This window comes from Pseudomonas sp. FG13, assembly GCF_057809755.1.
Genome location: NZ_JBMDKO010000002.1, coordinates 48,573 through 74,491, shown reverse-complemented (window position 1 = coordinate 74,491; position 25,919 = coordinate 48,573). Strand labels below are relative to the sequence as shown.

At 62.3% G+C, this 25,919-nt stretch carries 22 protein-coding genes; 8 read left to right on the top strand and 14 right to left on the bottom strand.

The features are described from left to right. The 7 genes from ACODTO_RS02830 to mreB form a co-directional block, all read right to left on the bottom strand. Positions 1 to 864 (bottom strand): carbon-nitrogen hydrolase family protein, encoded by an 864-nt coding sequence (locus ACODTO_RS02830; protein ID WP_489105938.1) that lies wholly within the window; start codon positions 862 to 864, stop codon positions 1 to 3. A gap of 160 nt (positions 865 to 1,024) precedes the next feature. Beyond that, positions 1,025 to 4,828, bottom strand: coding sequence for a YhdP family protein (locus tag ACODTO_RS02825; protein ID WP_489105937.1), 3,804 nt, complete (start codon positions 4,826 to 4,828; stop codon positions 1,025 to 1,027). Positions 4,829 to 4,889: 61 nt separating this feature from the next. Then, positions 4,890 to 6,347, bottom strand: a complete 1,458-nt coding sequence (gene rng / locus ACODTO_RS02820; RefSeq protein ID WP_041024433.1) for a ribonuclease G — start codon at positions 6,345 to 6,347, stop codon at positions 4,890 to 4,892. Positions 6,348 to 6,403: 56 nt separating this feature from the next. Further along, positions 6,404 to 7,000, bottom strand: a complete 597-nt coding sequence (locus ACODTO_RS02815; RefSeq protein ID WP_139645754.1) for a Maf family protein — start codon at positions 6,998 to 7,000, stop codon at positions 6,404 to 6,406. A 155-nt stretch (positions 7,001 to 7,155) separates the two neighbouring features. After that, on the bottom strand, positions 7,156 to 7,644 hold the full coding sequence (gene mreD / locus ACODTO_RS02810; protein ID WP_041024434.1) for a rod shape-determining protein MreD: 489 nt from the start codon (positions 7,642 to 7,644) through the stop codon (positions 7,156 to 7,158). Beyond that, positions 7,641 to 8,798 (bottom strand): rod shape-determining protein MreC, encoded by a 1,158-nt coding sequence (gene mreC / locus ACODTO_RS02805; RefSeq protein WP_139645752.1) that lies wholly within the window; start codon positions 8,796 to 8,798, stop codon positions 7,641 to 7,643. The genes mreD and mreC overlap by 4 nt, the downstream gene beginning before the upstream one ends. 138 nt (positions 8,799 to 8,936) lie before the next feature. Beyond that, positions 8,937 to 9,974, bottom strand: coding sequence for a rod shape-determining protein MreB (gene mreB / locus ACODTO_RS02800; protein WP_002555108.1), 1,038 nt, complete (start codon positions 9,972 to 9,974; stop codon positions 8,937 to 8,939). 238 nt (positions 9,975 to 10,212) lie between these two features. Between mreB and gatC the strand changes: the two genes are divergently transcribed. The 6 genes from gatC (at position 10,213) to ACODTO_RS02770 (ending at position 15,423) form a co-directional block, all read left to right on the top strand. Further along, entirely contained in the window at positions 10,213 to 10,500 is a 288-nt protein-coding gene (gene gatC / locus ACODTO_RS02795) for an Asp-tRNA(Asn)/Glu-tRNA(Gln) amidotransferase subunit GatC (protein ID WP_053152244.1), read from the top strand. A gap of 16 nt (positions 10,501 to 10,516) precedes the next feature. Continuing rightward, entirely contained in the window at positions 10,517 to 11,968 is a 1,452-nt protein-coding gene (gene gatA, locus ACODTO_RS02790; protein WP_139645750.1) for an Asp-tRNA(Asn)/Glu-tRNA(Gln) amidotransferase subunit GatA, read from the top strand. Positions 11,969 to 11,978: 10 nt separating this feature from the next. After that, complete coding sequence (gene gatB, locus ACODTO_RS02785) at positions 11,979 to 13,424, top strand: Asp-tRNA(Asn)/Glu-tRNA(Gln) amidotransferase subunit GatB (RefSeq protein ID WP_041024438.1); 1,446 nt, start codon at positions 11,979 to 11,981, stop codon at positions 13,422 to 13,424. 133 nt (positions 13,425 to 13,557) lie between these two features. Continuing rightward, the gene (locus tag ACODTO_RS02780) at positions 13,558 to 13,935 is read left to right on the top strand and encodes a septal ring lytic transglycosylase RlpA family protein (protein ID WP_047699503.1); all 378 of its coding nucleotides are present in this window, start codon (positions 13,558 to 13,560) and stop codon (positions 13,933 to 13,935) included. 49 nt (positions 13,936 to 13,984) lie between these two features. Then, on the top strand, positions 13,985 to 15,046 hold the full coding sequence (locus ACODTO_RS02775) for a calcium/sodium antiporter (RefSeq protein WP_139646125.1): 1,062 nt from the start codon (positions 13,985 to 13,987) through the stop codon (positions 15,044 to 15,046). Next, entirely contained in the window at positions 15,043 to 15,423 is a 381-nt protein-coding gene (locus ACODTO_RS02770) for a carboxymuconolactone decarboxylase family protein (protein ID WP_041024440.1), read from the top strand. The genes ACODTO_RS02775 and ACODTO_RS02770 overlap by 4 nt, the downstream gene beginning before the upstream one ends. A gap of 139 nt (positions 15,424 to 15,562) precedes the next feature. Here the strand turns inward: ACODTO_RS02770 and ACODTO_RS02765 are convergent, their stop codons facing one another. From ACODTO_RS02765 to kdgD, 5 genes are all read right to left on the bottom strand, one after another. Continuing rightward, a complete protein-coding gene (locus ACODTO_RS02765; protein WP_139645747.1) occupies positions 15,563 to 16,504 on the bottom strand; it encodes an AEC family transporter in 942 nt (313 codons plus the stop codon). A 180-nt stretch (positions 16,505 to 16,684) separates the two neighbouring features. Next, on the bottom strand, positions 16,685 to 18,238 hold the full coding sequence (gene garD / locus ACODTO_RS02760; RefSeq protein ID WP_139645746.1) for a galactarate dehydratase: 1,554 nt from the start codon (positions 18,236 to 18,238) through the stop codon (positions 16,685 to 16,687). Between the two features lie 13 nt (positions 18,239 to 18,251). Next, positions 18,252 to 19,616 carry an MFS transporter gene (locus tag ACODTO_RS02755; protein WP_139645744.1) on the bottom strand — a complete coding sequence of 455 codons (1,365 nt, stop codon included), beginning with the start codon at positions 19,614 to 19,616 and terminating at the stop codon, positions 18,252 to 18,254. Positions 19,617 to 19,700: 84 nt separating this feature from the next. Further along, entirely contained in the window at positions 19,701 to 21,146 is a 1,446-nt protein-coding gene (locus ACODTO_RS02750; RefSeq protein WP_139645742.1) for an aldehyde dehydrogenase family protein, read from the bottom strand. A gap of 98 nt (positions 21,147 to 21,244) precedes the next feature. Then, positions 21,245 to 22,156, bottom strand: a complete 912-nt coding sequence (kdgD, locus tag ACODTO_RS02745; protein WP_489105936.1) for a 5-dehydro-4-deoxyglucarate dehydratase — start codon at positions 22,154 to 22,156, stop codon at positions 21,245 to 21,247. A 216-nt stretch (positions 22,157 to 22,372) separates the two neighbouring features. Between kdgD and ACODTO_RS02740 the strand changes: the two genes are divergently transcribed. Together ACODTO_RS02740 and ACODTO_RS02735 are read left to right on the top strand one after the other, a co-directional pair. After that, positions 22,373 to 22,570 carry a hypothetical protein gene (locus tag ACODTO_RS02740; protein WP_139645740.1) on the top strand — a complete coding sequence of 66 codons (198 nt, stop codon included), beginning with the start codon at positions 22,373 to 22,375 and terminating at the stop codon, positions 22,568 to 22,570. Positions 22,571 to 22,663: 93 nt separating this feature from the next. After that, positions 22,664 to 23,029: a hypothetical protein gene (locus ACODTO_RS02735; protein WP_139645738.1), complete on the top strand. Its 366-nt coding sequence runs from the start codon at positions 22,664 to 22,666 to the stop codon at positions 23,027 to 23,029. A 209-nt stretch (positions 23,030 to 23,238) separates the two neighbouring features. On the opposite strand, the gene ACODTO_RS02730 is transcribed toward ACODTO_RS02735, so the two are convergent. Beyond that, entirely contained in the window at positions 23,239 to 23,985 is a 747-nt protein-coding gene (locus ACODTO_RS02730) for a FadR/GntR family transcriptional regulator (protein ID WP_139645737.1), read from the bottom strand. Positions 23,986 to 24,152: 167 nt separating this feature from the next. Next, positions 24,153 to 25,880 carry an ABC transporter ATP-binding protein/permease gene (locus ACODTO_RS02725; protein WP_139645734.1) on the bottom strand — a complete coding sequence of 576 codons (1,728 nt, stop codon included), beginning with the start codon at positions 25,878 to 25,880 and terminating at the stop codon, positions 24,153 to 24,155. Between the last annotated feature and the right edge of the window lie 39 nt (positions 25,881 to 25,919).

Genomic DNA, 25,919 nt, shown 5'->3' with positions numbered 1-25,919 from the left:
TTACGCCTTGAATTCGTCGTCTTGGACAGGTCGCTGTCGAGCGCCCTGCGAGAAAAAGCGCCGATGGCCGGCCACCGGCATGCGCGCCCGGATGGACGCCTGTTCGCTGCTGTCACGCTCGGCCAGCAGCACGGCTTCGCCTTGATCCTGTTGCGCCAGCACTCGCCCCCAAGGGTCGACAATGGCCGCATGGCCAAAGGTCTCCCGAGGCCCGGGATGCACGCCCCCTTGGGCGGCCGCCAGCACATAGCACTGGGTTTCGATGGCTCGGGCGCGAATCAGCACCTCCCAATGAGCCGCACCGGTGACGGCGGTGAACGCCGAGGGTGCCGTGATCAATTCGGCGCCGGCAGCCCGCAGCTCGCTGTACAGCTCCGGAAAACGCAAGTCGTAGCAGACCGTCAGGCCCACCCTGCCCACCGGCGTATCGGCGACCACCACGTTGCCGCCATAAGCATAGTCATCAGACTCGCGGTAGCGCCCACGATTGTCGGCCACATCAACGTCGAACAGGTGCAGCTTGTCGTACCGCGCCACGATCTGGCCCTGATCGTCCACCAGCAGCGAGCAGGCATGGGCCTTGGCCTCGGGCCGGTCCACCGGCGGCAGAGGCAAGGTGCCAGCCACTATCCATAACCTGAGGTCACGGGCGACCTGTTTCAACCAGGGCAGGATCGGTCCCTGACCAAAGGCTTCGGCACGACCGCTGTCGGCCACGTCCCGTCGCCCCATCGCCGCGAAATTTTCCGGCAGCACCGCCAGCCGCGCACCGCCAGCGGCGGCCTGCTCCAGCAGCACACGGGCACGCGCCAGGTTGGCGAGTACATCGCTTTGGCTGACCATTTGAATCACTGCGACTGGCATGGTGCTTTCCTCCTGTCCTTATCCTTGCCGTGAGGGCTGTGGGAGCAAAGCTTGCTCGCGATACGAACGACTCGGTCCAACCGTAAACCCGCGTCATCGTTCATCGCGAGCAAGCTTTGCTCCCACAGGCTCGCTCCCACAGAGGGATTGGCGTTGTCCATCAGAACGGCTTGTCGAAGGTGATCTTCGGCTCTTTCCAGGGTCCCTTGACGTCATATCTTACGCTGGCAAAACGCGCCACGCGGTCGCCGATCAACTTGTCGATCAGAAACAGCGCGCCGCCTACCGCTGGCGCGCCGACAATCAGCGCGGCAATCGGCAGGTTATTGGTCACCGGCAATGTCACCTGCAGCTTGGCATCGACCCGGTCGGCCACCATGTCCAATGTCCCGTTGAGTTCCAGGTTGCTCGAAGGCCCCGTCAGGGTAATGGGCTCACGGGTCACATAGACACCATTGCTTGCCACCAGCAGCCCCTTGACCCGATCGTAGCTCAAGCCTTTGCCGAACAGGTCGGAGAAGTCCAGGCGCAGCCGCCGGCCGATGGAGTTGAAGTTCAACAGGCCGAACACCCGCAACGCCTGGGCGCTGCCCTCGACCTCGACGAACTGGCCTTTGCTCAGCGAAGCGTCGAGACTGCCGGAAAAGCGCTTGGTCGCGACCCACGCCGGTGAGCCGGGCCAGTTGCCATCGACGTCCATGTGGAATTCCTGGCTGGTCACGCTTGGGGCGAATCCCCAGCCCTTGAGCACATCGGCCAGGTTCTTGCCGCCGATACGCCCCTTGTACCAGCTGCGGGTGGAACCGGGCACGCCTTCCCAGCCACCACTGCCTTGCAGCAGCATGCCCTTGAGGCCCATGTCCAGATTGTTCAACGCGATGCCTTTGCTGGTCGGACGCACCTTCAACGACCAGGCTCCGATCAGATCCGGTCCCTGGAACAACTGGTCGATCGCGATATCCATCGCCGGGATCCGTGTGGGGTCCACCGATGCCAAGGGGTCCGGCGCGTTTTCATCGGCCTGCACCGTCGGGTCCGCGGCCGGCAGGCGAACATAGTCAAGCTTGATCCCGATCGGAGCGGTCTTCGCATCCGGCAGGCTGGCGCCGCCCTTGGCCTGCTGGCTGTCGAGCCGCAAGGCCCAGGCGTCCGGCTTGCGGTCCAACTGCACCGATGCCTGGTCCAGGGTCGTCCCCATGGCCGTGAGCTTGCCCACCTTCAGGTCGACGCCACTGAGCAATTGCTTGGCGCTGCCGCTCGGGTCCTGCCCGGCATATTTGTTCATCAGGTCCTGCCACGGCCCGACATCCAGTTCCGACAACGTCCCACGCAGTCGCAACCCTTTGGCCCCAGGCAAGACCGCATCGCCGCCGCCCAGCAACAGCTCACCGCGACCGTCGGCCGGCTTCCCGCCCGGCGCTGCATACGTGAAGTTGGCGAGGTCGCCGTAATTGACCCAGTAACGTCGCTCCGGCCCCTGCAATGTCATGCGGAACACGGTGTCGCGACCGGTCTCGGCCGTCATGCCGAAAGGCGCCGGCAGGTCAACCGCCACGCCCTTGAGGTTGGAGCTGACCGATAACTGGCTGTCGGCCCCGTCGAGAATCACCTGCAACTGGTACGGAATGACCCCGGAAACGGGCAATGGCTGGGTAACGTTCAACCAGTCGGTGAGTTTCTTGACCTCCAGCCGTCCGGACGCAACCACCCGGGTATTGAGCGCACCGGCACGGCCATCGGCAAAGATCTGCGCGGTCAAAGGTCGATCGAACGCCCGGGCCGCGATGTTCTTGCCACTCAACCCCTTGCTGCTGTCGAAGCGGAATTCGCCCTTGAGCTGGGTCAACTCCAACACCGGGTCGCTGAGTTTGAGCCGGGCGTCGGCGGTGCTGAAGTCCACCAGGATCTTCGGTGGATCCCCCTTGGCCAATGGGATATCGAGTTTCACAGAACCTTGCAGGCCGCCTTCGCCTTCCCAGCCGGCGAACGTCTCGGCCGTACCGATCGGTGCCGTCTGCAGGATTTTCAGCCCGTCCCCCAATCCCCCGGCGAACCCACCCTCCAGCAGCAGGTGGGAAGGCTGCCCGCTGGGGACATGGGGAATGTTCACCGCCACGTCTTTGACCTGGGTGTCCAGCAACTGCCCCTGACTGGCGAAGATGCGCACACCGCTGTCTTCGACGAAGACGTCGCCACTGACCTTGGCGACCGAAGGCCAGCCTGGCTGGAAGGCCAGCTCGGCGTCATGCACCTTGAAGAACAGGCTGATGCTGCGGGCAGCATCCTCGGCACCGTGGTTCAGCGACCCCTGGTACTGGAAAAAACCTTCATCCACAGCGCCCTTGACGATAGCCGTGCGCAACCACTCATCCAGGGCCGGGCTCAGCACCGCCGGCAAATACTTGGCAGTGTAGCGGCCATCGCCATCCACCAGGCCGACCCGCAGGTCCATGTAGTCTTCCTGGCTGTGGTCGAAATGCAGGCGGATCAGGAAATCGCCGGCAATTCGGCCCTCCTCCCCCAGTACCTTCAAGTACGGCGCAATCAGGGTGAAACCTTGCTGGTCGAGCTTCCAGGTCAGTCGCGCATTGGCTTGCAGGTATTGCCAGGGCTTGGCGAAGATCGGGTCCAGGTGCAGGGAAAAATCCTTGCTGTCCATGCGCAGCTCGCCGCCACCGAGGTCGCCGCTGAGGCTGCCCGAGACGTTCCGCGCCGCCGGGGCGCCGTGATAGGCATCGAAGCCCACCGTATCCAGGTTCGTGGCGAAGCTGACCTTCTGGTCGCCGCTATTCTGCGGCCGGTAATCCACCCACGCATTGCGCAGGGCACCCGTGAACCTGAGACGGTCGATGGCCGTTGCCACGCCTGCGGGCAAAGGCGCCAAGGCGTTGAGCAGCGGTGTAAGCGGGGTCAGGTCGAGGCGATCGGCCTGCAAATGCCAGCGTTCTTCAGTCTTCTCGGTGGCAACGCTCTGCTGCAATTGCAGGCGCGACTCCCAGCGGGTTTCACCCAGGCTCATCGCCAGGGAGTCGAACGTCGCGGTGATCCCCTCGCTTTCGCGCTGGAAATACCCGTTGAGCGCCAGGTTGCGGATCTGTACCGGCTTGCGGTCTGCGTAGGCGCCGGTGATGTCCGGCGCATTCAGGCGCACGGCGGCGCTTTGCAGCATGCCGTTGCCCCAACTCAGCCAGAACTCGCCGCCGGCCTTGACCTGGGAGAAATTCCATTCCCGAGTCAGGCGCTTCGGCAGCCATTTCGACCAGTCGCTCTGCGGCAGGCTCAGATAGGCATCGGCCTGGCCGTTCTTCCAGTCGGCGGCGCGAATGCGGGTACGCAGGTTGATTGCCACCGGTTGCCCGTCGGGCAGGGTCAGGCGCGCATCCAGGCGCTGGCGGCTGACGCCGGTCCTGAGACTCAGGCCGACATAGGTCAGGCTCAGTGGCGCCTGGTCCAGCGGCTGCAAGGTCACCTGGCTGTCCAGGATCGAGAGCCTCGATACCACCTGCATGCGATCAAACAATTGCTGCGGGTCGAACGGCTGATCGTCCTTGACCGGCAGGCCTTCCAGCGCCCATTTGCCGTCGGCGCCTTCCTTGAGGCTGATTTTCAGGCCGCCGAGCGTCAGGTGGGCAATGCGCACCTGGCGGGCCAGCAGGCTGCCCCACAGATCGGGCACGGCACGCACCTCATCCAGGTGCATGGCATTGGCCCCTTCGCCGATCATCACGTCGCGAGCCAGCAGAATCGGCGCCAGGCCGCTCCACCTGCCCTCCAGGCTGCCAAGGTGAAACGGCAGGCCCAGCGCTTCGGTGGCCCGGTTCTCGACTTCGGTGCGATATTCGGCAACCAGCGGCGCCAGTTCTCGTCCGAGGCTGACATACAGCGCCAGCAGCACCAGCAGCAGCGCGCACAGACCCAAGCCCCAGCGGGTCAGTGCGGCCAGAATGCGGGTCAAACGCTCCATGTCAGTGGACTCCCCAGGCAAAGATATTCAAATCGGCGAGACCACCGCTTCAGGAGCCATTTCAGAGCAGCACAACGTCGTATTGTTCCTGGGAGTACATGGTTTCCACCTGGAAGCGAATCGTACGTCCGATAAAGGCTTCCAGCTCCGCGACATTACCCGACTCCTCATCGAGCAGGCGGTCCACCACTTTCTGGTTCGCCAACACTCTATAACCGGTGGCCTGGTAGGCGCGCGCTTCCCGAAGAATTTCCCTGAAGATTTCGTAACACACGGTTTCCGGGGTCTTGAGCTTGCCCCGGCCCTGGCAGGCGCTGCACGGCTCGCACAGCACCTGCTCAAGGCTTTCGCGGGTGCGTTTGCGGGTCATCTGCACCAGGCCCAACTCGGTGATGCCGATGATGTTGGTCTTGGCGTGATCGCGCTCGAGTTGTTTTTCCAGGGTCCTCAGCACCTGGCGCTGGTGCTCTTCGTCCTCCATGTCGATGAAGTCGATGATGATGATCCCGCCCAGGTTGCGCAGGCGCAGTTGGCGAGCGATCGCCGTGGCGGCTTCCAGGTTGGTCTTGAAGATGGTTTCTTCGAGGTTGCGATGGCCGACGAACGCGCCGGTATTGACGTCGATGGTGCTCATGGCCTCGGCCGGATCGACCACCAGGTAACCGCCGGACTTGAGCGGCACCTTGCGCTCCAGGGCTTTCTGGATTTCGTCCTCGACACCGTACAGGTCGAAAATCGGCCGTTCGCCGGGATAATGCTCGAGGCGGTCGGCGATTTCCGGCATCAACTCGGCCACGAACTGGGTGGTCTTCTGGAAGGTTTCCCGGGAGTCGATGCGGATTTTCTCGATCTTGGGGCTGACCAGGTCCCGCAGCGTGCGCAGCGCCAGGCCCAGGTCTTCGTAGATCACGCTGGGCGTGGCAATGGTCTTGATCTGCGCGGCGATCTGATCCCAGAGCCTGCGCAGGTAACGGATGTCCATGAGAATCTCATCGGCGCCGGCACCTTCGGCCGCGGTGCGCAGGATGAAGCCACCGGCTTCCTTGATCCCTTCTTTCTCCACGCAATCGCTGACCACCTGCTTGAGCCGCTCGCGCTCGGCCTCGTCTTCGATCTTCAGGGAAATGCCGACATGGGCGGTGCGTGGCATGTACACCAGGTAGCGCGACGGAATGGACAGTTGCGTGGTCAGGCGCGCGCCCTTGGAGCCGATGGGGTCCTTGGTGACCTGCACCACCAGGCTCTGGCCTTCATGGACCAGCGCGCCGATGCTCTCCACGGCAGGTCCCTCGCGCATGGAAATCTCCGAGGCATGGATGAATGCCGCGCGATCCAGGCCGATATCGACGAACGCTGCCTGCATGCCCGGCAACACCCGTACCACCTTGCCTTTGTAGATGTTGCCGACAATGCCACGCTTTTGCGTGCGCTCGACATGAACCTCTTGCAGCACACCGTTTTCAACCACCGCCACGCGCGATTCCATCGGCGTGATGTTGATCAGGATCTCTTCACTCATGGCAGGGTCTCGTTCAGGCATTTTCACGATAATGGCTGCATCTGGTCAGACGGCGTTCAACGCACGTTCAAGGTTTGCCAACAGGGTATGCCGAAATGGCCCAACAGTTGCGCGGTTTCGCACAGCGGCAAGCCAACCACCGCAGAATAGCTGCCCTCGAGCCCGGCGACGAACACCGCCCCCAATCCCTGGATGCCATAGCCACCGGCCTTGTCCCGGGGTTCACCACTGGCCCAGTAGGCCGCTGCTTCCTCCTCGGTGATAGGGCGAAAACGCACCCGACTGCGAACCACCCGGGATTCGCAGCGCTGGCCGTCCAGCACGGCAATAGCGGTCAGCACTTCATGGTCGCGACCAGACAGGCTCAGCAGCATCGAGCGCGAACCGTCCTGATCCAATGGTTTGCCAAGAATCTGCCCGTCGAGCACCACCGCCGTGTCGGCGCCCAACACGCAACCACCGTCGTCGATCGGCAAGGCCCGCCGCCCGGCCTCGGCCTTGCCGCGCGCCAGACGCTCGACATAGGCCGACGGGGTTTCGTGATCCAGAGGAGTTTCGTCAATGTCCGCGCTGATGGCGGTAAAGGACACACCGATCTGCGTGAGCAGTTCACGCCGACGCGGCGAGCCTGAGGCGAGGTAAAGCGGTTTCATCAATGCATCTCCCGCTTGAGCCCTAGGCTCTATACGGAAAGCCTTGATACTCGTTCATGCTGCGTTGAAAACAGCCTCGGAATGCTCATGTATCCTCGGCTGTTTTCGCCTTGCCTGACCTTCGTCTCAAGACCTTTCGTACAGAGCCTAGCGAATCAGTTGATTTTGAAACGCAGGCGCAGGCCACGCAAACCGAAGCTGACCCAAGGCCATAGCAAAGCACTGACCAAGGCTGGCAGCACCAGTGCCAGGGTTGGTTGGCGATTGCCGGTCAGTGCGCTGAGCCATAGCTGTACCAATTGCGCCAGGCCGAAGATCACCAGGATCACCAGGCACTGTTGCCACATCGGGAACATCCGCAGGCGCTGTTGCAACGACAGCACCAGGAAAGTAATCAAGGTCAGGATCAACGCGTTCTGCCCCAGCAGCGTCCCGTAGAGCACGTCTTCAGCCAGCCCCAGGCACCAGGCGGTGACCATGCCGACCTTGTGTGGCAGCGCCAGCGCCCAGAAGGCCAGCAGCAAGGCCAGCCACAACGGGCGAAGGATTTCCATGAATTGCGGCAGCGGCGAAACGCTGAGCAACAGGCCGAGAGCGAAGGTCAACCAGACTATCCAGCCGTTACCTGAGTGGGTACTGCTCATTCTTCTCGTGCTCCCCTGGTGGCGGGCGTGGCGGCGGGCGCTCTGGCGGCGGGGCGCGCCGGTTGGGCCGCTGGTGCATGAGTGGTCGGTGCACGCGCTGCGGGCTTGGCCGGTGTCGCGGCGGGCGCGGCAGGCGCAACCGACCTGGCAGGCGTAGTGGTCGGCGCAGCAGCCGGCGTGGTTGCCGGAGCTGGCGTAGCCGGTGTGGACACGGGTGGATTCGGCGTTGCGGCCGGCACGGGTGCGCCAGCGCCGGGGACAGCCGCTTCACCGCCCTGCCGGTCCTGGGCTTCCTGGGCCGCGGCAGCGTCGTTGGCGCGCTCCTCAGGTGTGCGGTTGTCGCTGAACACCAGAAGCAGGTAACGGCTGCGGTTCAACGCAGCGGTCGGTACCGCACGGACAATGGCGAATGGCTGGCCGGAGTCATGGATCACTTCCTTGACCGTCGCCACCGGGTAGCCGGCCGGGAAGCGCTGGCCGAGGCCGGAGCTGACCAGCAGGTCGCCTTCCTTGATATCGGCGGTGTCGGCCACGTGCCGCAGCTCCAGGCGTTCCGGGTTGCCGGTGCCGCTGGCAATCGCCCGCAAGCCGTTGCGGTTGACCTGCACGGGGATGCTGTGGGTGGTATCGGTCAACAGCAGCACGCGAGACGTGTAGGGCATCAACTCCACCACCTGGCCCATCAGGCCGCGGGCGTCGAGCACCGGCTGGCCGAGGACCACACCGTCGCGCTCACCCTTATTGATGACGATCCGGTGGGTAAACGGGTTGGGGTCCATGCCGATCAACTCGGCCACCTCGACCTTTTCGTTGACCAGCGCAGAGGAATTGAGCAACTCGCGCAGCCGCACGTTCTGCTCGGTGAGGGCCGCCAGTTTCTGCAGGCGCCCCTGCAGCAGCAGGTTCTCGGTCTTGAGTTTTTCGTTTTCGGCGACCAGCTCGGTCCGGCTGCCAAACTGGCTGGCCACACCTTGCCACAGCCGTTGCGGCAGGTCGGTGATCCAATAGGATTCCATCAGGACCAGCGACATCTGGCTGCGCACTGGCTTGAGCAGTGTGAAGCGGGCGTCGACCACCATCAGCGCAACCGATAGCACGGCCAGCACCAGCAGGCGCACACCCAATGAGGGGCCCTTGGCAAAAAGCGGTTTAATAAGCCGCTCCTCCCAGGCAAATGTTCTCTTTATTCATACGGCATCAAACCGGCCTGGATACGAATGACAGAAGATAAACGCCTACGGGCAGCACTGCAAAGTGCTGCCCGTAGACGAACAACATGGACCCGGCGAGACTTATTCGCTGGAGAGCAGGTCCATGGTGTGCTTGTCCATCATTTCCAGGGCACGGCCACCGCCACGGGCAACGCAGGTCAGCGGATCTTCGGCAACGATCACCGGCAGGCCGGTTTCCTGGGCCAGCAACTTGTCGAGGTCACGCAGCAATGCGCCACCACCGGTCAGCACCAGGCCGCGCTCGGCGATGTCCGATGCCAGTTCCGGTGGCGACTGCTCCAGGGCGCTCTTCACCGCCTGGACGATGGTCGCCAGGGACTCTTGCAGCGCTTCCAGCACTTCGTTGGAGTTCAGGGTGAAGGCCCGAGGAACGCCTTCGGCCAGGTTACGGCCACGAACGTCGACTTCACGGACTTCACCGCCCGGGTAGGCCGTGCCGATTTCCTGCTTGATGCGCTCGGCGGTGGACTCGCCGATCAGGCTGCCGTAGTTGCGACGCACGTAGGTGATGATCGCTTCGTCGAAACGGTCGCCGCCCACACGCACGGATTCGGCATAGACCACACCGTTGAGGGAGATCAGCGCGATCTCGGTGGTGCCGCCTCCGATGTCGACGACCATCGAGCCTCGGGCTTCTTCCACCGGCAGGCCGGCACCGATGGCCGCGGCCATTGGTTCTTCGATCAGGAACACCTCACGGGCACCGGCTCCAAGGGCCGATTCACGGATGGCACGACGCTCCACCTGGGTGGACTTGCATGGAACGCAGATCAGCACGCGAGGGCTGGGCTGCAGGAAACTGTTTTCGTGAACCTTGTTGATGAAGTACTGCAGCATCTTCTCGCAGACGCTGAAGTCGGCGATCACGCCGTCTTTCATCGGACGAATGGCTGCGATGTTGCCCGGTGTACGGCCCAGCATGCGCTTGGCTTCGGTACCAACAGCCACGACACTTTTCTGGTTACCGTGGGTGCGGATGGCCACGACCGAGGGTTCATTCAGGACGATACCGCGCTCGCGCACGTAAATAAGGGTGTTGGCAGTGCCCAGGTCAATGGAAAGATCGCTGGAAAACATGCCACGCAGTTTCTTGAACATGGGAAAGGGACCCTAGGCAACGCGTGGGTAAAAAAGTGCGGCAAACTCTAACAACGACAGGGATTTTGGGCAAGGCGCCAATATGTTAAATTGGCCGCTTTTCTGTGCACCAAACCCTACAATCGCGGCCAGTGCCCTGTTTATGACACAGGGCACTGGACCATAGAAATGCGGTAGTGTTCCGACAATCTAACACACGGACAGACTGCGTCTGTTCTGTTTTCCACTGGAGAATCCCATGGCGCTTGAACGCTCCGACGTGGAAAAAATCGCTCATCTGGCCTGTCTGGGCCTCAATGAAGCCGATCTTCCACACATCACTTCAGCCCTGAACAGCATTCTGGGGCTGGTCGACGAGATGCAGGCGGTCAATACCGACGGTATCGAACCGCTGGCCCACCCTCTGGAAGCCAGCCAGCGCCTGCGCGCCGACGTCGTGACCGAACCCAATAACCGCGAGGCCTACCAGTCCATCGCGCCAGCGGTCGAAAACGGCCTGTACCTGGTTCCGAAAGTCATCGACTAAAGGGAAAGAGCCTCTCATGCATCACATGACACTGGCCGAGATCGCCCGCGGACTCGCCGATAAAAAGTTTTCCTCCGAAGAGCTGACCAAAACCCTGCTGGCACGCATCGCCCAGCTCGACCCGCAGCTCAACAGCTTCATCAGCGTGACCGAAGAGCTGGCCCTGGGCCAGGCCAAGGCGGCCGACGCCCGCCGTGCCAACGGTGAAGGCGGTGCCCTGCTCGGCGCGCCGATCGCCCACAAGGACCTGTTCTGCACCCAGGGCGTGCGCACCAGCTGCGGCTCGAAGATGCTCGACAACTTCAAGGCCCCCTACGACGCCACCGTGGTCGCCAAGCTCGCAGCCGCTGGCGCCGTGACCCTGGGCAAGACCAACATGGACGAATTCGCCATGGGTTCGGCCAACGAGTCGAGCCACTACGGCCCGGTGAAGAACCCCTGGAACCTGGAACACGTACCGGGCGGTTCGTCCGGCGGTTCCGCCGCCGCCGTGGCCGCGCGCCTGTTGCCGGCCGCTACCGCTACCGACACCGGCGGCTCGATTCGCCAGCCCGCGGCGTTCACCAACCTCACCGGCCTCAAGCCCACCTACGGTCGCGTGTCGCGCTGGGGCATGATTGCCTACGCCTCCAGTCTCGACCAGGGCGGCCCATTGGCGCGCACCGCCGAAGACTGCGCGCTGCTGCTGCAAGGCATGGCCGGCTTCGACCCGAACGACTCCACCAGCATCGATGAACCGGTGCCAGACTACAGCGCCGGCCTCAGCGGCTCGCTGCAAGGCCTGCGCATCGGCGTGCCGAAGGAGTACTTCGGCGCCGGCCTCGACCCACGCATCGCCGACCTGATCCACAACAGCGTCAAGGAGCTGGAAAAGCTCGGCGCCGTGGTCAAGGAAATCAGCCTGCCGAACATGCAACACGCCATTCCCGCGTACTACGTGATCGCCCCGGCGGAGGCCTCCTCGAACCTGTCGCGTTTCGACGGCGTGCGCTTCGGCTATCGCTGCGAAAACCCGGAAAATCTGATCGACCTGTACAAGCGCTCCCGAGGCGAAGGCTTCGGCGCCGAAGTGCAGCGGCGGATCATGGTCGGGACTTACGCGCTGTCCGCCGGCTATTACGACGCCTACTACCTCAAGGCGCAGAAAATCCGCCGCCTGGTGAAGAACGACTTCATGGCCGCCTTCAACGAGGTCGACATCATCCTCGGCCCGACCACGCCGAACCCGGCCTGGAAACTCGGCGCCAAGAACAGCGACCCGGTCGCTGCCTACCTGGAAGACGTCTACACCATCACCGCCAACCTCGCCGGCTTGCCGGGCCTGTCCATGCCGGCCGGTTTCGTCGATGGCCTGCCGGTGGGCGTGCAGTTGCTCGCGCCGTACTTCCAGGAAGGCCGCCTGCTCAACGTGGCTCACCAGTATCAGTTGAACACTGACTGGCACACCCGCACCCCAACCGGCTTCTGAGGAGAAACACATGCAATGGGAAGTCGTGATCGGGCTGGAGATTCACACCCAGCTCACCACCCGGTCGAAAATCTTTTCCGGCAGTTCCACCACGTTCGGCTCCGAGCCCAACACCCAGGCCAGCCTGGTCGACCTGGGCATGCCTGGCGTGCTGCCGGTGCTTAACGCCGAAGCGGTGCGCATGGCGGTGATGTTCGGCCTGGCGATTGACGCCGAGATCGGCCAGCACAACGTGTTCGCCCGCAAGAACTACTTCTACCCGGACCTGCCCAAGGGCTACCAGATCAGCCAGATGGAACTGCCGATTGTCGGCAAGGGCCACCTGGACATCGCCCTGGAAGACGGCACGGTCAAGCGTGTCGGCATCACCCGGGCGCACCTGGAAGAAGACGCCGGCAAGAGCCTCCACGAAGAATTCAACGGCGCCACCGGCATCGACCTGAACCGTGCCGGCACGCCGCTGCTGGAAATCGTCTCCGAACCGGACATGCGTAGCGCCAAGGAAGCCGTGGCCTACGTCAAGGCGATCCACGCACTGGTGCGCTACCTGGGCATCTGCGACGGCAACATGGCCGAAGGCTCGCTGCGCTGCGACTGCAACGTATCGATCCGACCCAAGGGCCAGGCGGAATTCGGCACGCGCTGCGAGATCAAGAACGTCAACTCGTTCCGCTTCATCGAGAAGGCGATCAACAGCGAGATCCAACGCCAGATCGAACTGATCGAGGACGGCGGCAAGGTCATCCAGCAGACCCGCCTGTACGACCCGAACAAGGACGAGACCCGTCCGATGCGCAGCAAGGAAGAAGCCAACGACTACCGTTACTTCCCCGACCCGGACCTGCTGCCGGTGGTGATCGAAGATTCGTTCCTCGACGACGTGCGCGCCACCCTGCCGGAACTGCCACCGCAGAAACGCGAGCGCTTCCAGGCGCAGTTCGGGCTGTCGAGCTATGACGCCAACGTCCTGGCCACCAGCCGCGAACAAGCCGATTACTTTGAAAAAGTCGTCGGCATCGGCGGCGACGCCAAGCTGGCGGCCAACTGGGTGATGGTCGAACTGGGCAGCCTGCTGAACAAGCAGGGGCTGGAAATCGACGAGTCGCCGGTGTCGGCCGAGCAACTGGGCGGCATGCTGCTGCGGATCAAGGACAACACCATCTCCGGCAAGATCGCCAAGATGGTCTTCGAAGCCATGGCCAATGGTGAAGGCAGCGCCGACGAGATCATCGAGAAGCGCGGCTTGAAGCAGGTCACCGACACCGGTGCCATTTCCGCCGTACTCGATGAGATGCTCGCGGCCAACGCCGAGCAGGTCGAACAGTACCGTGCAGCGGACGAAGCCAAGCGTGGCAAGATGTTCGGCTTTTTCGTCGGCCAGGCCATGAAAGCCTCCAAGGGCAAGGCCAACCCGCAACAGGTCAACGAACTGCTGAAAAGCAAGCTCGAGGGCTGACTTATGGACGGTGATCGTTCCCACGCTCCGCGTGGGAACGCCTCACTGGACGCTCCGCGTCCGCTTTTTGTGACGCAGAGCGTCACGGGCTGCATTCCCACGCAGAGCATGGGAACGATCATGGGGTCATAGAATGAAGCGTCTTCTCGGCGCCTGCGCCCTGCTGTCCCTGCTGGCCGGTTGCGCCAGCCAGAGCGGGACGGTCGATCCACACGGCTACGACCAGACAGGCGTGGCCTCCTATTACGGCGCCCGACACCACGGCAAGCGCACCGCCAGTGGCGAGCGTTTCGACCAGCACAGCCTGACTGCAGCCCATCGCCAGTTGCCATTCGGCACACGGGTGAAAATCACCAACCTGGGCAACAATGACAGTGTCGTGGTCCGTATCAACGACCGCGGCCCGTATACCCGAGGCCGCCTGATCGACGTGTCCCGTGAAGCCGCCGAGCAACTGGGCATGTTGCGCACCGGCACCGCGCGGGTCCGCGTCCAAGCCCTCGACGATTGATAGACGGAGCCCGGCCATTTCCCTACTCGCCGATTTACCGCTGTTCAGCCTGATCGAACTGTTCGGTGGCCTGCTGTTGCTGATCGTCGGCGCCGAGTTGTTGGTGCGGGCCGCTGTCGGCCTGGCGGCGCGCTTGCAAGTACGCCCCCTGATCATCGGCCTGAGCGTCGTCGCCTTCGGCAGCAGCGCGCCACAGATGGCCGTCAGCCTGCAAGCGACCCTGACGCAGAACGCCGACATCGCCGTCGGCAGCGTGATCGGCAGCGGCATCTTCAACATCCTCGTGACCCTCGGCCTGTCGGCGCTGATCATTCCATTGCGGGTCTCGCGCCAACTGGTGCGCCTGGACATCCCCCTGATGATCGGCGCCAGTCTGTTGGTGTTCGTGCTGGCCTGGAACGAAGAGCTGACGCGGTTGGACGGCGTGCTGCTCCTGATCGCCCTGGCGGTGTACCTGGGCTTGTTGCTGCGTCAGTCACGGCACTCCGGGCGTCCCCATGCCGTAGCGGTCAAGGTGACACCAGCGTCCTGGCTCAAGAGCCTGTCGATGATCGCAGCGGGTCTGGCTATGCTGATTTTTGCCGGACATCTGCTGCTGGGCGCGGCGGTGGAAGTCGCCACCGACCTGGGACTTTCGGAACGCATCATCGGCCTGACCATCGTCGCTGTCAGCACCTCATTGCCGGAGCTTGCGACCTCGCTGATCGCCGCTCTGCGGGGCCAGCGCGACATCGCAGTGGGCAACGTGATCGGCAGCAACCTGTTCAACCTGTTGGGGGTACTCGGGGTGACCGCCCTTCTCGCACCGACGCCGCTTTCGGTTTCGCCGAACGCGCTGGATTTCGACCTGCCCGTAATGCTCGGCGTGGCGGTGCTGTGCCTGCCGGTGTTCTACTCCGGGTACCGGGTCACCCGCGCCGAAGGTCTGTTGCTCCTGGGCTTGTACCTGGCCTATGGGCTCCATGTGATGTCGTTCACCACCGGCATGCCCCTGGCTGGCCAACTGGAGCGGCTGATGCTGTTCTACGTGCTGCCGGTCCTGCTCGTATTCTTGCTGTTCACCTCGGTGCGCGCCTGGCGCCGCCAACACCACAAGAGGGATTTGCCATGACCGACACCCCAAAGACCGGCCTGGACATGCGTCGCCAGGTAATGGGCGATGCGTTCGTCGACCGCGCCCTGGGCAACGCCACCGAATTCACCCAACCCCTGCAGGACTTCGTCAACGAACATGCCTGGGGCAGCGTCTGGAGCCGCGAGGGTCTGCCCCTGAAAACCCGCAGCCTGATCACCCTCGCCGCCCTCACTGCCCTCAAATGCCCCCAGGAGCTCAAAGGCCATGTGCGTGGCGCGCTGAACAACGGCTGCACGGTGGAGGAGATTCGCGAAGCGTTGCTGCATTGCGCGGTGTATGCCGGGGTGCCGGCGGCGATCGATGCGTTTCGGGCGGCGCAGGAAGTGATCGAGGCGTATCAGAAGCCGGAGTAAAGCGCGGGATTGGGGCTGTATGGACTGGCGCCATCGCGAGCAGGCTCGCTCCCACAGTTGATCGGGTTTTTCAGAAGGAATGCGGTCGAATGTGGGAGCGAGCCTGCTCGCGATTGGACCTCAAGCGCACCACAAAAGCCTAGATCCACCCACCCCACTGCAACACAAAGATCCCCAGGTTGGTGGTAATCGCCGCCATCAACGTGGTGATGACGATGATCGCCGCCGCCAGTTCATGGTTGCCATCGGCGGCGCGAGCCATGACGAAGCTGGCGGCGGCAGTCGGGCTGCCGAAGTACAGGAACAGAATCCCCAATTCCGCCCCGCGAAAGCCCCAGAGCCAGGCGCCCAGGGTGGTCAGCACCGGCAGGCCGACCATCTTCACCAGGCTCGAACTCATGGCCATCTTGCCACTCTTGCGCAACGCCGCCAGCGACAGCGTACCGCCGATGCAGATCAGCGCCAGGGGCAAGGTCATCTGCGCCAGGTACTTGCCTGACGTCTCGAACCAGTTTGGTAGGCCGATCTGCCAATAGGCAAACGGCGCGGCGATGATCACGCTGATGATCAGCGGGTTGCTGAACACGCTTTTGCAGATGCTCCACGGGTCGGACTTGATCACCGGGCTATAGACCGCCAGCACGATGGTCGACAAGGTGTTGTAGAACAGGATCACCAACGCCGCGAGGATCGCCCCCAGGGAAATCCCATAGTCGCCATACATGCTCGCCGCCAGCGCCAGGCCGATGACCCCGTTGTTGCCACGAAACGCGCCTTGGGTGTAGATGCCGCGATCTTCCCGCGGGCAACGCCAGATCGCCCAGCCCCAGGCCATGGCAAAGCTCACCAGGGTGGCGATGGAAAAATAGATCAGCAGGTCCGGCTGTAACGCCGCATGCAGGTCGGCATGGAGGATGCCGAGGAACAACAGCGCCGGCATGGTGACGTTGAACACCAGGGACGAGGCGATGTGGATGAAGTTGTCGTTGATCCAGTCGATGCGCTTGAGCAACGCCCCCAGAAACAGCATGGCAAACACCGGCGCGGTGATGTTCAGGGTTTCGAGGAAAATTGCCAGCATGCCGGAGACCTTGAGAGGGGTGTCGTTAGGTGGCTAATGATAAGCCACTTTCCCACCGATCGTTCCCACGCTCTGCGTGGAAATGCCTCAACGGACGCTCCGCGTTCGGCTCTCGGGACGCGGAGCGTCCCTGGCTGCATTCCCACGCAGAGCGTGGGAACGATCAACGACAACGTCAGATCAGGTAATCGGCGCCGGGTTGAACAAGGTGATGTCGTTGTGCAGCTTATGCCGTTCCGCCCAGGTCTGCTTCTTGCCGCTGGCCACGTCCAGGTAATAGTGGAACAGCTCCCAACCCAGTTCCTCGATCGAGGCACGACCCGTGGCAATCCGACCGGCGTCGATGTCGATCAGGTCCGGCCAGCGCTGGGCCAGTTCAGTACGGGTCGAGACCTTCACCACCGGAGCCATCGCCAGACCGTACGGCGTGCCACGGCCGGTGGTGAACACGTGCAAGTTCATCCCCGCCGCCAGTTGCAGCGTGCCACAGACAAAATCGCTGGCCGGCGTGGCACAGAAGATCAGGCCCTTTTGCTTGAAGCGCTCGCCAGGACCGAGCACGCCGCTGATCGCGCTGCTGCCGGACTTGACGATCGAGCCCAGGGATTTTTCGACGATATTCGACAGCCCACCCTTTTTGTTGCCCGGCGTGGTGTTGGCGCTGCGATCCGCTTCGCCCTTGGCCAGGTAACGGTCGTACCAGTCCATCTCACGCACCAGCTCCTCGGCGACTTCCCGGGTTTGCGCCCTGGAGGTCAGCAGGTAGATGGCATCTCGCACTTCCGTGACTTCGGAAAACATCACCGTCGCCCCGGCGCGCAGCAACAGGTCCGAGGCATAGCCCAGGGCCGGATTGGCGGTAATGCCGGAAAACGCATCGCTGCCGCCGCACTGCATACCCAGGATCAACTCCGAAGCCGGCACGGTTTCACGACGGCGCTGGTCGAGTTTCTTCAGGCGGGTTTCAGCCAGCTCCATGATCTGCTCGATCATCTCGGTGAAGCCGTGGCTGGAGTCCTGCAAGCGATACAACCATGGCTCGCTGAGATCCACCGAGCTGTCATTCTCATGCATCACCTGGCCGGCCTGCAATTTCTCGCAACCCAGGCTGATCACCAGCGCCTCGCCACCCAGGTTCGGGTTGCGTGCCAGGTTGCGCACGGTGCGGATCGGGATGTATGCATCGGTGGCGGTGATCGCCACGCCACAGCCGTAGCTGTGGGTCAGCGCTACCACGTCGTCGACGTTCGGGTACTTGGGCAGCAATTCATCCTTGATGCGCTTGACCGCATGATCCAGCACCCCGGTCACACACTGCACCGTGGTGGTGATCCCCAGGATATTGCGCGTGCCGACGGTACCGTCGGCGTTGCGGTAGCCTTCGAAGGTATAACCCTCCAGCGGCGCATCGGCCGCCGGTACGTCGGTGGACAGCGGCAGGCTGTCCAGCGGTGGCGCGGTGGGCATGCGTAACTGGTCTTCCTTGACCCAACTGCCACGGGGGATCGGTTGCAACGCGTAGCCAATCACCTGGCCATAGCGAATCACCTCGCCGCCCTCGGGAATGTCTTGCAGCGTGACCTTGTGGCTCTGGGGCACGAAGTCCACGGTGACCAGACCGTCCGGGAACTCGGTCCCGGCCGGCACGCCCTGGTCATTGACGACGATCACCACATTGTCCCGCTCGTGCAGGCGGATATAACGGGGGGAATCGGCATGTTCAATCAATTGCATCGGTGCCGCTCCTTCAGGATTTGACTTCAGACAGGCTGGCGAGGTCGGCATCCTTGGCCGTAGGTTCCTTGAGCACGACACGTTTGATCGGCCCGACGATGACCAGATAGCTGAACACCGCCACCAAGGCGTTGCAACCGACGAACACCAGCGCCCACTTGAACGAGCCGGTGGCACTGATGATGTAGCCGATGACGATTGGCGTGGTGATCGACGCCAGGTTGCCGAAGGTGTTGAACAGGCCACCGCTCAAACCGGCGATCTGTTTTGGCGACGTATCGGACACCACGGCCCAGCCCAGCGCGCCCACGCCTTTACCGAAGAAGGCCAGGGCCATGAAGCCCACCACCATCCATTCGATTTCGACATAGTTGCAGGCCACGATGCTGCTGGACACCAGCAGGCCGGCGATGATCGGCGCCTTGCGGGCGAAGGTCAGCGAGTGACCCTTGCGCAGCAGGTAATCGGAAATCACTCCACCCAGCACGCCGCCGATGAAACCGCAGATCGCCGGCAAGGACGCGATGAAACCAGCCTTGAGGATGGTCATGCCGCGCTCCTGAACCAGGTACACCGGGAACCAGGTCAGGAAGAAGTAGGTGATACCGTTGATGCAGTATTGGCCCAGGTACACGCCGAGCATCATGCGATTGGTGAGCAGTTGGCGGATGTAATCCCATTTCGGACCGTCGGCCTTCTTCTCCTTGCCCTTGTCCTGGTCCATGTCGACCATCGCACCGTTGGCGGCGATGTGGTTGAACTCGGCTTCGTTGATCATCGGGTGCTGGCGCGGGCTGTGGATCACTTTGAGCCAGATCAGCGAGAACACGATGCCGACCACGCCCATCACGATGAACACGTGCTGCCAGCCGAAGCGGTAGACGATCCAGCCCATCAACGGCGCGAACAACACCGTGGCGAAATATTGCGCCGAGTTGAAGATCGCCGAGGCGGTGCCGCGTTCCGCGGTGGGGAACCAGGCCGCGACGATGCGGGCGTTGCCTGGGAAGGATGGCGCTTCAGCCAGCCCGACCAGAAAGCGCAGCATGAACAGCGCAACCACGGCGGTGGAGAGGCCGAATTCACCCACATAGCCTTGCAGCACGGTGAACAGCGACCAGGTGAAAATGCTCAGCGCATAGATCTTTTTCGAACCGAAACGATCGAGCAGCCAGCCGCCGGGAATCTGCCCGGCCACGTAGGCCCAACCAAAAGCGGAGAAGATATAACCGAGGGTAACGGCGTCAATGCCGAGGTCTTTCTGCAGGCTGGAGCCTGCGATGGCGATAGTTGCGCGGTCGGCGTAGTTGATCGTCGTCACCAAAAACAGCATGAGCAGGATCAAATAGCGGACGCGAGTCGGCTTGGTTTCTTGCATTTAATCTACTTCCACTATTTATTTTTATACGGGAAATCAATTTGTGCGGTCGGCGCCGGTTTCAGCGCCGACCGGTGCTGCGTGTTACGAGCCGATGTAGGAGGTCTTCACCACGGTGTAGAACTCCTGCGCGTAGCGACCTTGCTCACGCGAACCATAGGACGAACCTTTACGCCCGCCGAACGGCACGTGGTAATCCACGCCGGCCGTCGGCAGGTTGACCATCACCATGCCCGCCTGGGAATGACGCTTGAAGTGGTTGGCGTACTTGAGCGACGTGGTGGCGATACCGGCGGACAGACCGAACTCGGTGTCGTTGGCCATCGCCAGCGCAGCCTCGTAGTCGGCCACGCGCACGACGTTGGCCACCGGGCCGAAAATTTCTTCACGGCTGATGCGCATGGCCGCTTCGCTGTCAGCGAACAAGGTCGGCGCCAGGAAATAGCCTTCGGTGTCGCAGGTCACCAGGCCACCACCACTGACCAGCCGCGCACCTTCGCTCTGGCCAATGTCAATGTACTTCAGGTCCTGGTTGAGTTGGGCTTCGGAAACCACCGGTCCGATGTCCGTACCCGCCTTCAGGGCATGACCGACCTTGATCGACTGCATGCGCTCGGCCATGGCCGCGACGAACTTGTCGTGGATACCGGCGGTGACGATCAGGCGGCTTGAAGCCGTGCAGCGTTGGCCAGTGGAGTAGAACGCACTTTGCACAGCCAGTTCGACAGCCTGCTTGAGGTCGGCGTCGTCGAGGATGATCTGCGGGTTCTTGCCACCCATTTCCAACTGCACCTTGGCCTGGCGCGACACACAGCTGACGGCGATCTGCCGGCCCACGCCCACGGAACCGGTGAAGCTGATGCCGTCGACTTTCGGGCTGTTGACCAGGAGGTCACCGACCACGCGGCCGCTGCCCATCACCAGGTTGAACGCACCGGCCGGGAAACCGGCGCGGGAAATGATCTCGGCCAGGGCCCAGGCACAACCCGGTACCAGCTCGGCAGGCTTGATCACCACGCAGTTGCCGTAGGCCAGGGCCGGGGCGATTTTCCACGCAGGGATGGCGATCGGGAAGTTCCACGGCGTGATCAAACCGACCACACCCAGGGCTTCACGGGTCACTTCGACGTTGACGCCCGGACGCACCGACGGCACATAGTCGCCGGACAGGCGCAGGCATTCACCGGCGAAGAACTTGAAAATGTTGCCGGCGCGGGTCACTTCGCCGATGGCCTCGGGCAGGGTCTTGCCCTCTTCCCGGGCCAGCAGTTGGCCGAGCTCTTCACGGCGGGCGAGGATCTCGCTGCCCACTTTGTCCAGCGCATCGTGACGAGCCTGGATGCCCGAAGTCGACCAGGCCGGGAACGCGGCGCGGGCGGCTTCGATGGCGGCATTGACTTGAGCTGCGTCGGCCTTGGCATATTCGCCGATGACATCGGACAGGTCAGACGGGTTGATGTTGGTGCAATAGTCGGCACCGGCCACCCACTGACCATTGATGTAGTTATCGAAACGCTTTGCATCTGCCACGGATGCTTCTCCTTACAAATAGCCTGTCTGGTTCCGAGGTCGCTCCCACGCTGAGCATGGGAACGAGCCGCTGATTGCTCAGCGGCTCGTCGGGTCTGTTACTGCTTGCCTTGCTTGTCGATCAGCGCGGCCAGGGCTTCGTACTCGTCCGGCAGCAGATCGGTCAGCGGCGTGCGCACGGGACCGGCGTCATAACCGACGATCTTCGCGCCTGCCTTGACGATGCTCACGGCATAACCGGCCTTGCGGTTGCGGATATCCAGGTACGGCAGGAAGAAGTCATCGATGATCTTGCCGACCGTGGCGTGATCGTCGCAGGCGATGGCGTTGTAGAAGTCCATCGCGGTTTTCGGAATGAAGTTGAACACCGCCGAGGAATAGACCGGCACGCCCAGGGCTTTGTAGGCCGCAGCATAGACTTCAGCGGTCGGCAGGCCGCCCAGGTAGCTGAAACGATCGCCGAGGCGACGACGGATCGACACCATCAGTTCGATATCGCCCAGGCCGTCTTTGTAGCCGATCAGGTTCGGGCAACGCTCGGCCAGTTGTTCGAGCTGCACGGCGTTCAGGCGGCAGACGTTGCGGTTGTACACCACCACGCCGATTTTCACCGATTTGCACACCGCTTCAACGTGGGCGGCAACGCCGTCCTGGCTGGCTTCGGTCAGGTAGTGCGGCAGCAGCAACAGCCCTTTGGCACCCAGGCGCTCTGCCTCTTGGGCGTACTCGATGGCCTGGCGAGTCGCACCGCCGACACCGGCGAGGATTGGCACGCTGGTGGCACAGGTGTCGACAGCCGTCTTGATGACTTGGGAGTACTCGCTGGCGGCCAGGGAGAAGAATTCACCGGTGCCACCGGCGGCGAACAGGGCCGAGGCGCCGTACGGGGCCAGCCACTCGAGGCGCTTGATGTAGCTGTCGCGATTGAAATCGCCTTGGGCAGTGAAATCGGTGACCGGGAACGACAGCAGGCCAGACGAGAGGATGGACTTCAGTTCTTGTGGATTCATTATTCGAACACCCTGGGACGCAAAATGTGTATGAGAGAGATAAGCTTCGGCCAGAAGTTGTAGGTCATCGTACAACTTAAAATACGAACGTCAACTGCATTTCGTCATCGAGAGGGAAAAAGTCCGGCGAGCCGTTCATCCGCACTGTCGACTTTGACAGTTTCGCCTCGTCAGGCTTTGCGCTAAAAAAGCCTGAACCGTCGCGGAGGGCTAACCATGAAGACTCAACATCGATTCCACTACACCCACGAAGCCAAACAACAGACGCTGGATTTCGCCGAATTCGACCTGCACGTCAACGTAGGCGATCGGGTGGTATTTCCAGGCAGCGACCACGCCTACGAAGTCATCTACAAGGAATTCCACCTGAACAGCGACGGCAGTGTCGAGCATGTCGATTACCGGACAGACTAGGTTGATGGCGTGCCGTCGGAATCCGCAACCTGAGTTCCACAAAGGGCGCTTTAAAGCCAAAACGCCACGGTCGATCCCTCAAGGAGTGACACTATGAGCACCTATAAAACGCCTGTTCTCGTCCAGTTCCCGGACACAGACGAAGTCACCATCGATCTGGCGGGTCTGGAGGGCGGGTTGAAATTCACAATCCCGGACCTGGACAAGATCGGATACGAGTGGGAAGTCGCCCCGGTACTCGGTTCGGAACCCGTTGAATGGTCCGATCGAAAGTCCCTGGTCACCTATGACGACGAGGGCAACGCCCAGAAACTCACCGAACTGGAACTGACCGTGCCCAAGGCCAGGCTGGAAAAGTATCGTGGCCAGGTAGTCGAACTGCGCTATCGGTATTTCAGCGAGTCCGATGACTATGGCGATGATATGGTTTCGGCGCCGGTTCGCTTGAAGGTCAAGTAAGGTTCTCCAGCTCATGCTGCTGGTACGTCGCCATGGACGTAGACCACCCTGTGGCGAGGGGATTTATCCCCGCTGGGCTGCGCAGCAGACCCAACCCTGACACCTCGGTGCGTCAGAGGGACGGCATCGCTACTTTTGGGGCCGCTACGCAGCCCAACGGGGCGGTGCAACGTTTCGCTAAATCCCCTCGCCACAGGGGGTCTCGGGGATCAGCCCTGTGCTTGCGCTTCTTCGTGGGCCTGGCGCAGCCGCTCGCGGCTGTTGGTCAGGTGCAGCCGCATGGCGGCACGGGCGGCATCGGAGTCCTGACGAGCGATGGCTTCGTAGATTTCCTCGTGCTCGCGGCTCAGGCGGTCCATGTAGTGTTGCTGGTCGTCATGGGCCAGGCGTGCCGAGTTCACCCGGGTACGCGGGATAATGCTGGTGCCCAGGTGGGTCATGATATCGGTGAAATAACGGTTGCCCGTGGACAGGGCGATTTCCAGATGGAAAGCGAAGTCCGAGGCCACTGCGTCGGTGGCGTGGGTCGCACTTTCGTTCAGTGCGTCGAGGGCGGCGCGCATCGTCGCCAGTTGCTCGTCGCTGCGGCGTTGGGCGGCGAGCCCGGCGGACTCCACTTCCAGGCTGATACGCAATTCCAGGATCGCCAGCACATCACGCAAGGTGACCACCGTGGCCGGGTCGATTCGAAAACCGCTCGGGCTGGGGGTGTCCAGCACAAAGGTGCCGATGCCGTGGCGGGTTTCCACCTGGCCGGCCGCCTGCAAGCGGGAAATCGCTTCGCGTACCACGGTGCGGCTGACGCCATGGGCCTCCATGATCGCCGACTCGGTGGGCAACTTGTCGCCACGCTTGAGCAGGCCGTCACGGATCTGCTCGGTCAGCACCGTCACCAACTCCTGCGCCAGGCTGCGGCGCTTACGGGGAAAGCGTGGTATGTCGATCGGGTTTTCCATGGGGCTTCTTACTCGGCAAGCGATTGAATGCGCATTATCATAGCGTAACGTGGTTGTATGATCACTGTATCCCTGCGGGCCTCGTCAAGGATTGCTGATTGTGGCGAGGGCTGCTGCGCAGCCCAACGGGGATAAATCCCCTCGCCACAACAGTGTTCGACTGCCGATCAGGTGACTGCGGCAGGCTCCAGCAGTTGGCCATTTTCGATACGTACATGTCGTGGATGGAATCGTTTCAAGCTGCTTCGATGCCCGACGCTGACGATGCTCACCCCCGGCAACTGATCGATGAGCGCCTGGTACAGCGTCGCTTCGTCTTCCTCGTCCATCGCCGATGTCGCTTCGTCCATGTACAGCCACAGCGGTGCGTAGAGCAGCGCACGGGCGAAGGCCAGGCGTTGTTGTTCACCGGGCGACAGCATGCGCTGCCAGTGATTGCTTTCATCCAGGCGCACGATCAGGTGCGGCAGGCGGCAGGTTTCGAGCACCTGTGCATAACGTTCGTTGGGGTAGACGTCGCCGGGCTGTGGATAACTCAGCACTTCGCGCAGGCTGCCAATCGGCAGGTAAGGCTTTTGCGGCAGGAACAGATAACGCGTCGCCGGCAGCACAATGCGTCCATGCCCGGTGGGCCACAGGTGCCCCATCGCCCGCAGCAGGGTGGATTTACCGCTACCGGAACGGCCGCTGAGCATCACCCGCTCCCCGGCTCCAACGGTCATGTCGGCATCGCTGAGCAGATGTCGCCCGTCAGTCAGGTCCAATCCCAGATTGTGCACCTTCAGTTGGTTACCCTGGTTTTGCACGTCGATAGCCGGTACGCGCTCTTCGTTGTCGCTCATGGCCTGGCGGAAACTCAGCAGACGATCGCAAGTGGCGCGCCACGCGGCGAGGTCGGTATAGGCACTGATGAACCAGCTGAAACTCTCCTGCACGTTGCCGAACGCCGAATTGATCTGCATGAGTTCGCCCAGCTGGATCTTGCCGGCGAAGTAACGCGGCGCCGCCACCATGAACGGGAAGATGATCGCGATCTGGCCATAGCCGGAGGTGAAGAACGTCAAGCGCTTGGACACCCGCATGATGTCCCAGAAGTTATGCCAGACCAGTCCGAAACGCCCGCTCAGGCGACGGTTTTCGTTGGGCTCGCCGTTGTACAGTGCAATGCTTTCGGCATTCTCGCGCACCCGCACCATGGAAAAACGCAGGTCGGCTTCGAAGCGCTGTTGGTTGTTGTTCAGGCCGATCAGGCGACGGCCGATCAGGTGCGTCAGCCAACTGCCCACCGCCGCGTACACCAGCGCGCACCAGAACATGTAGCCGGGAATCGTGTAGCCGAACACTTCGATGCTGCCCGAGACGCCCCACAGGATGATCGAGAACGACACCAGGCTGACCACGTTGCGCAGCAAGCCCAGCCCCAGGCCCAAGGTATTGCTGGTGAAGCTGTTGAGGTCTTCGGAAATCCGCTGGTCCGGGTTGTCGGTGTAGCCGCCCTGCTCCAGCTGGTAGTAATTCTTGTTGCTGAGCCAGCGGGCAAAATGCTGCTCGGTCAACCAGGCCCGCCAACGGATGGTGAGCATCTGCGTGAGGTACAAGCGATACACCGCGCCCAGGATCGCCACGGCGGCGATGCCGCAGAAATACAGGATCAGTTGCCAGAACGCCGCGCTGTTCTTCTCTTGCAGGGCGTTGTAGAAGTCCTTGTACCAACTGTTGATCCACACCGAAATCGCCACGCTGAACAGCGACAGCGCAATGACGGCGATCAACAGCGTCCAGGCCTTGCCCTTCTCCTCACTGCGCCAGTACGGCGTGGTCATGTGCCAGACACGGCGGAAAAACTGGCCGCGCACTGCATCGTTGACCGCGGAATATTCAGCGTTCTGATTCATGGTTAAAGCTCAATAAAGAGAAAGAGTCGGGCCGATCAT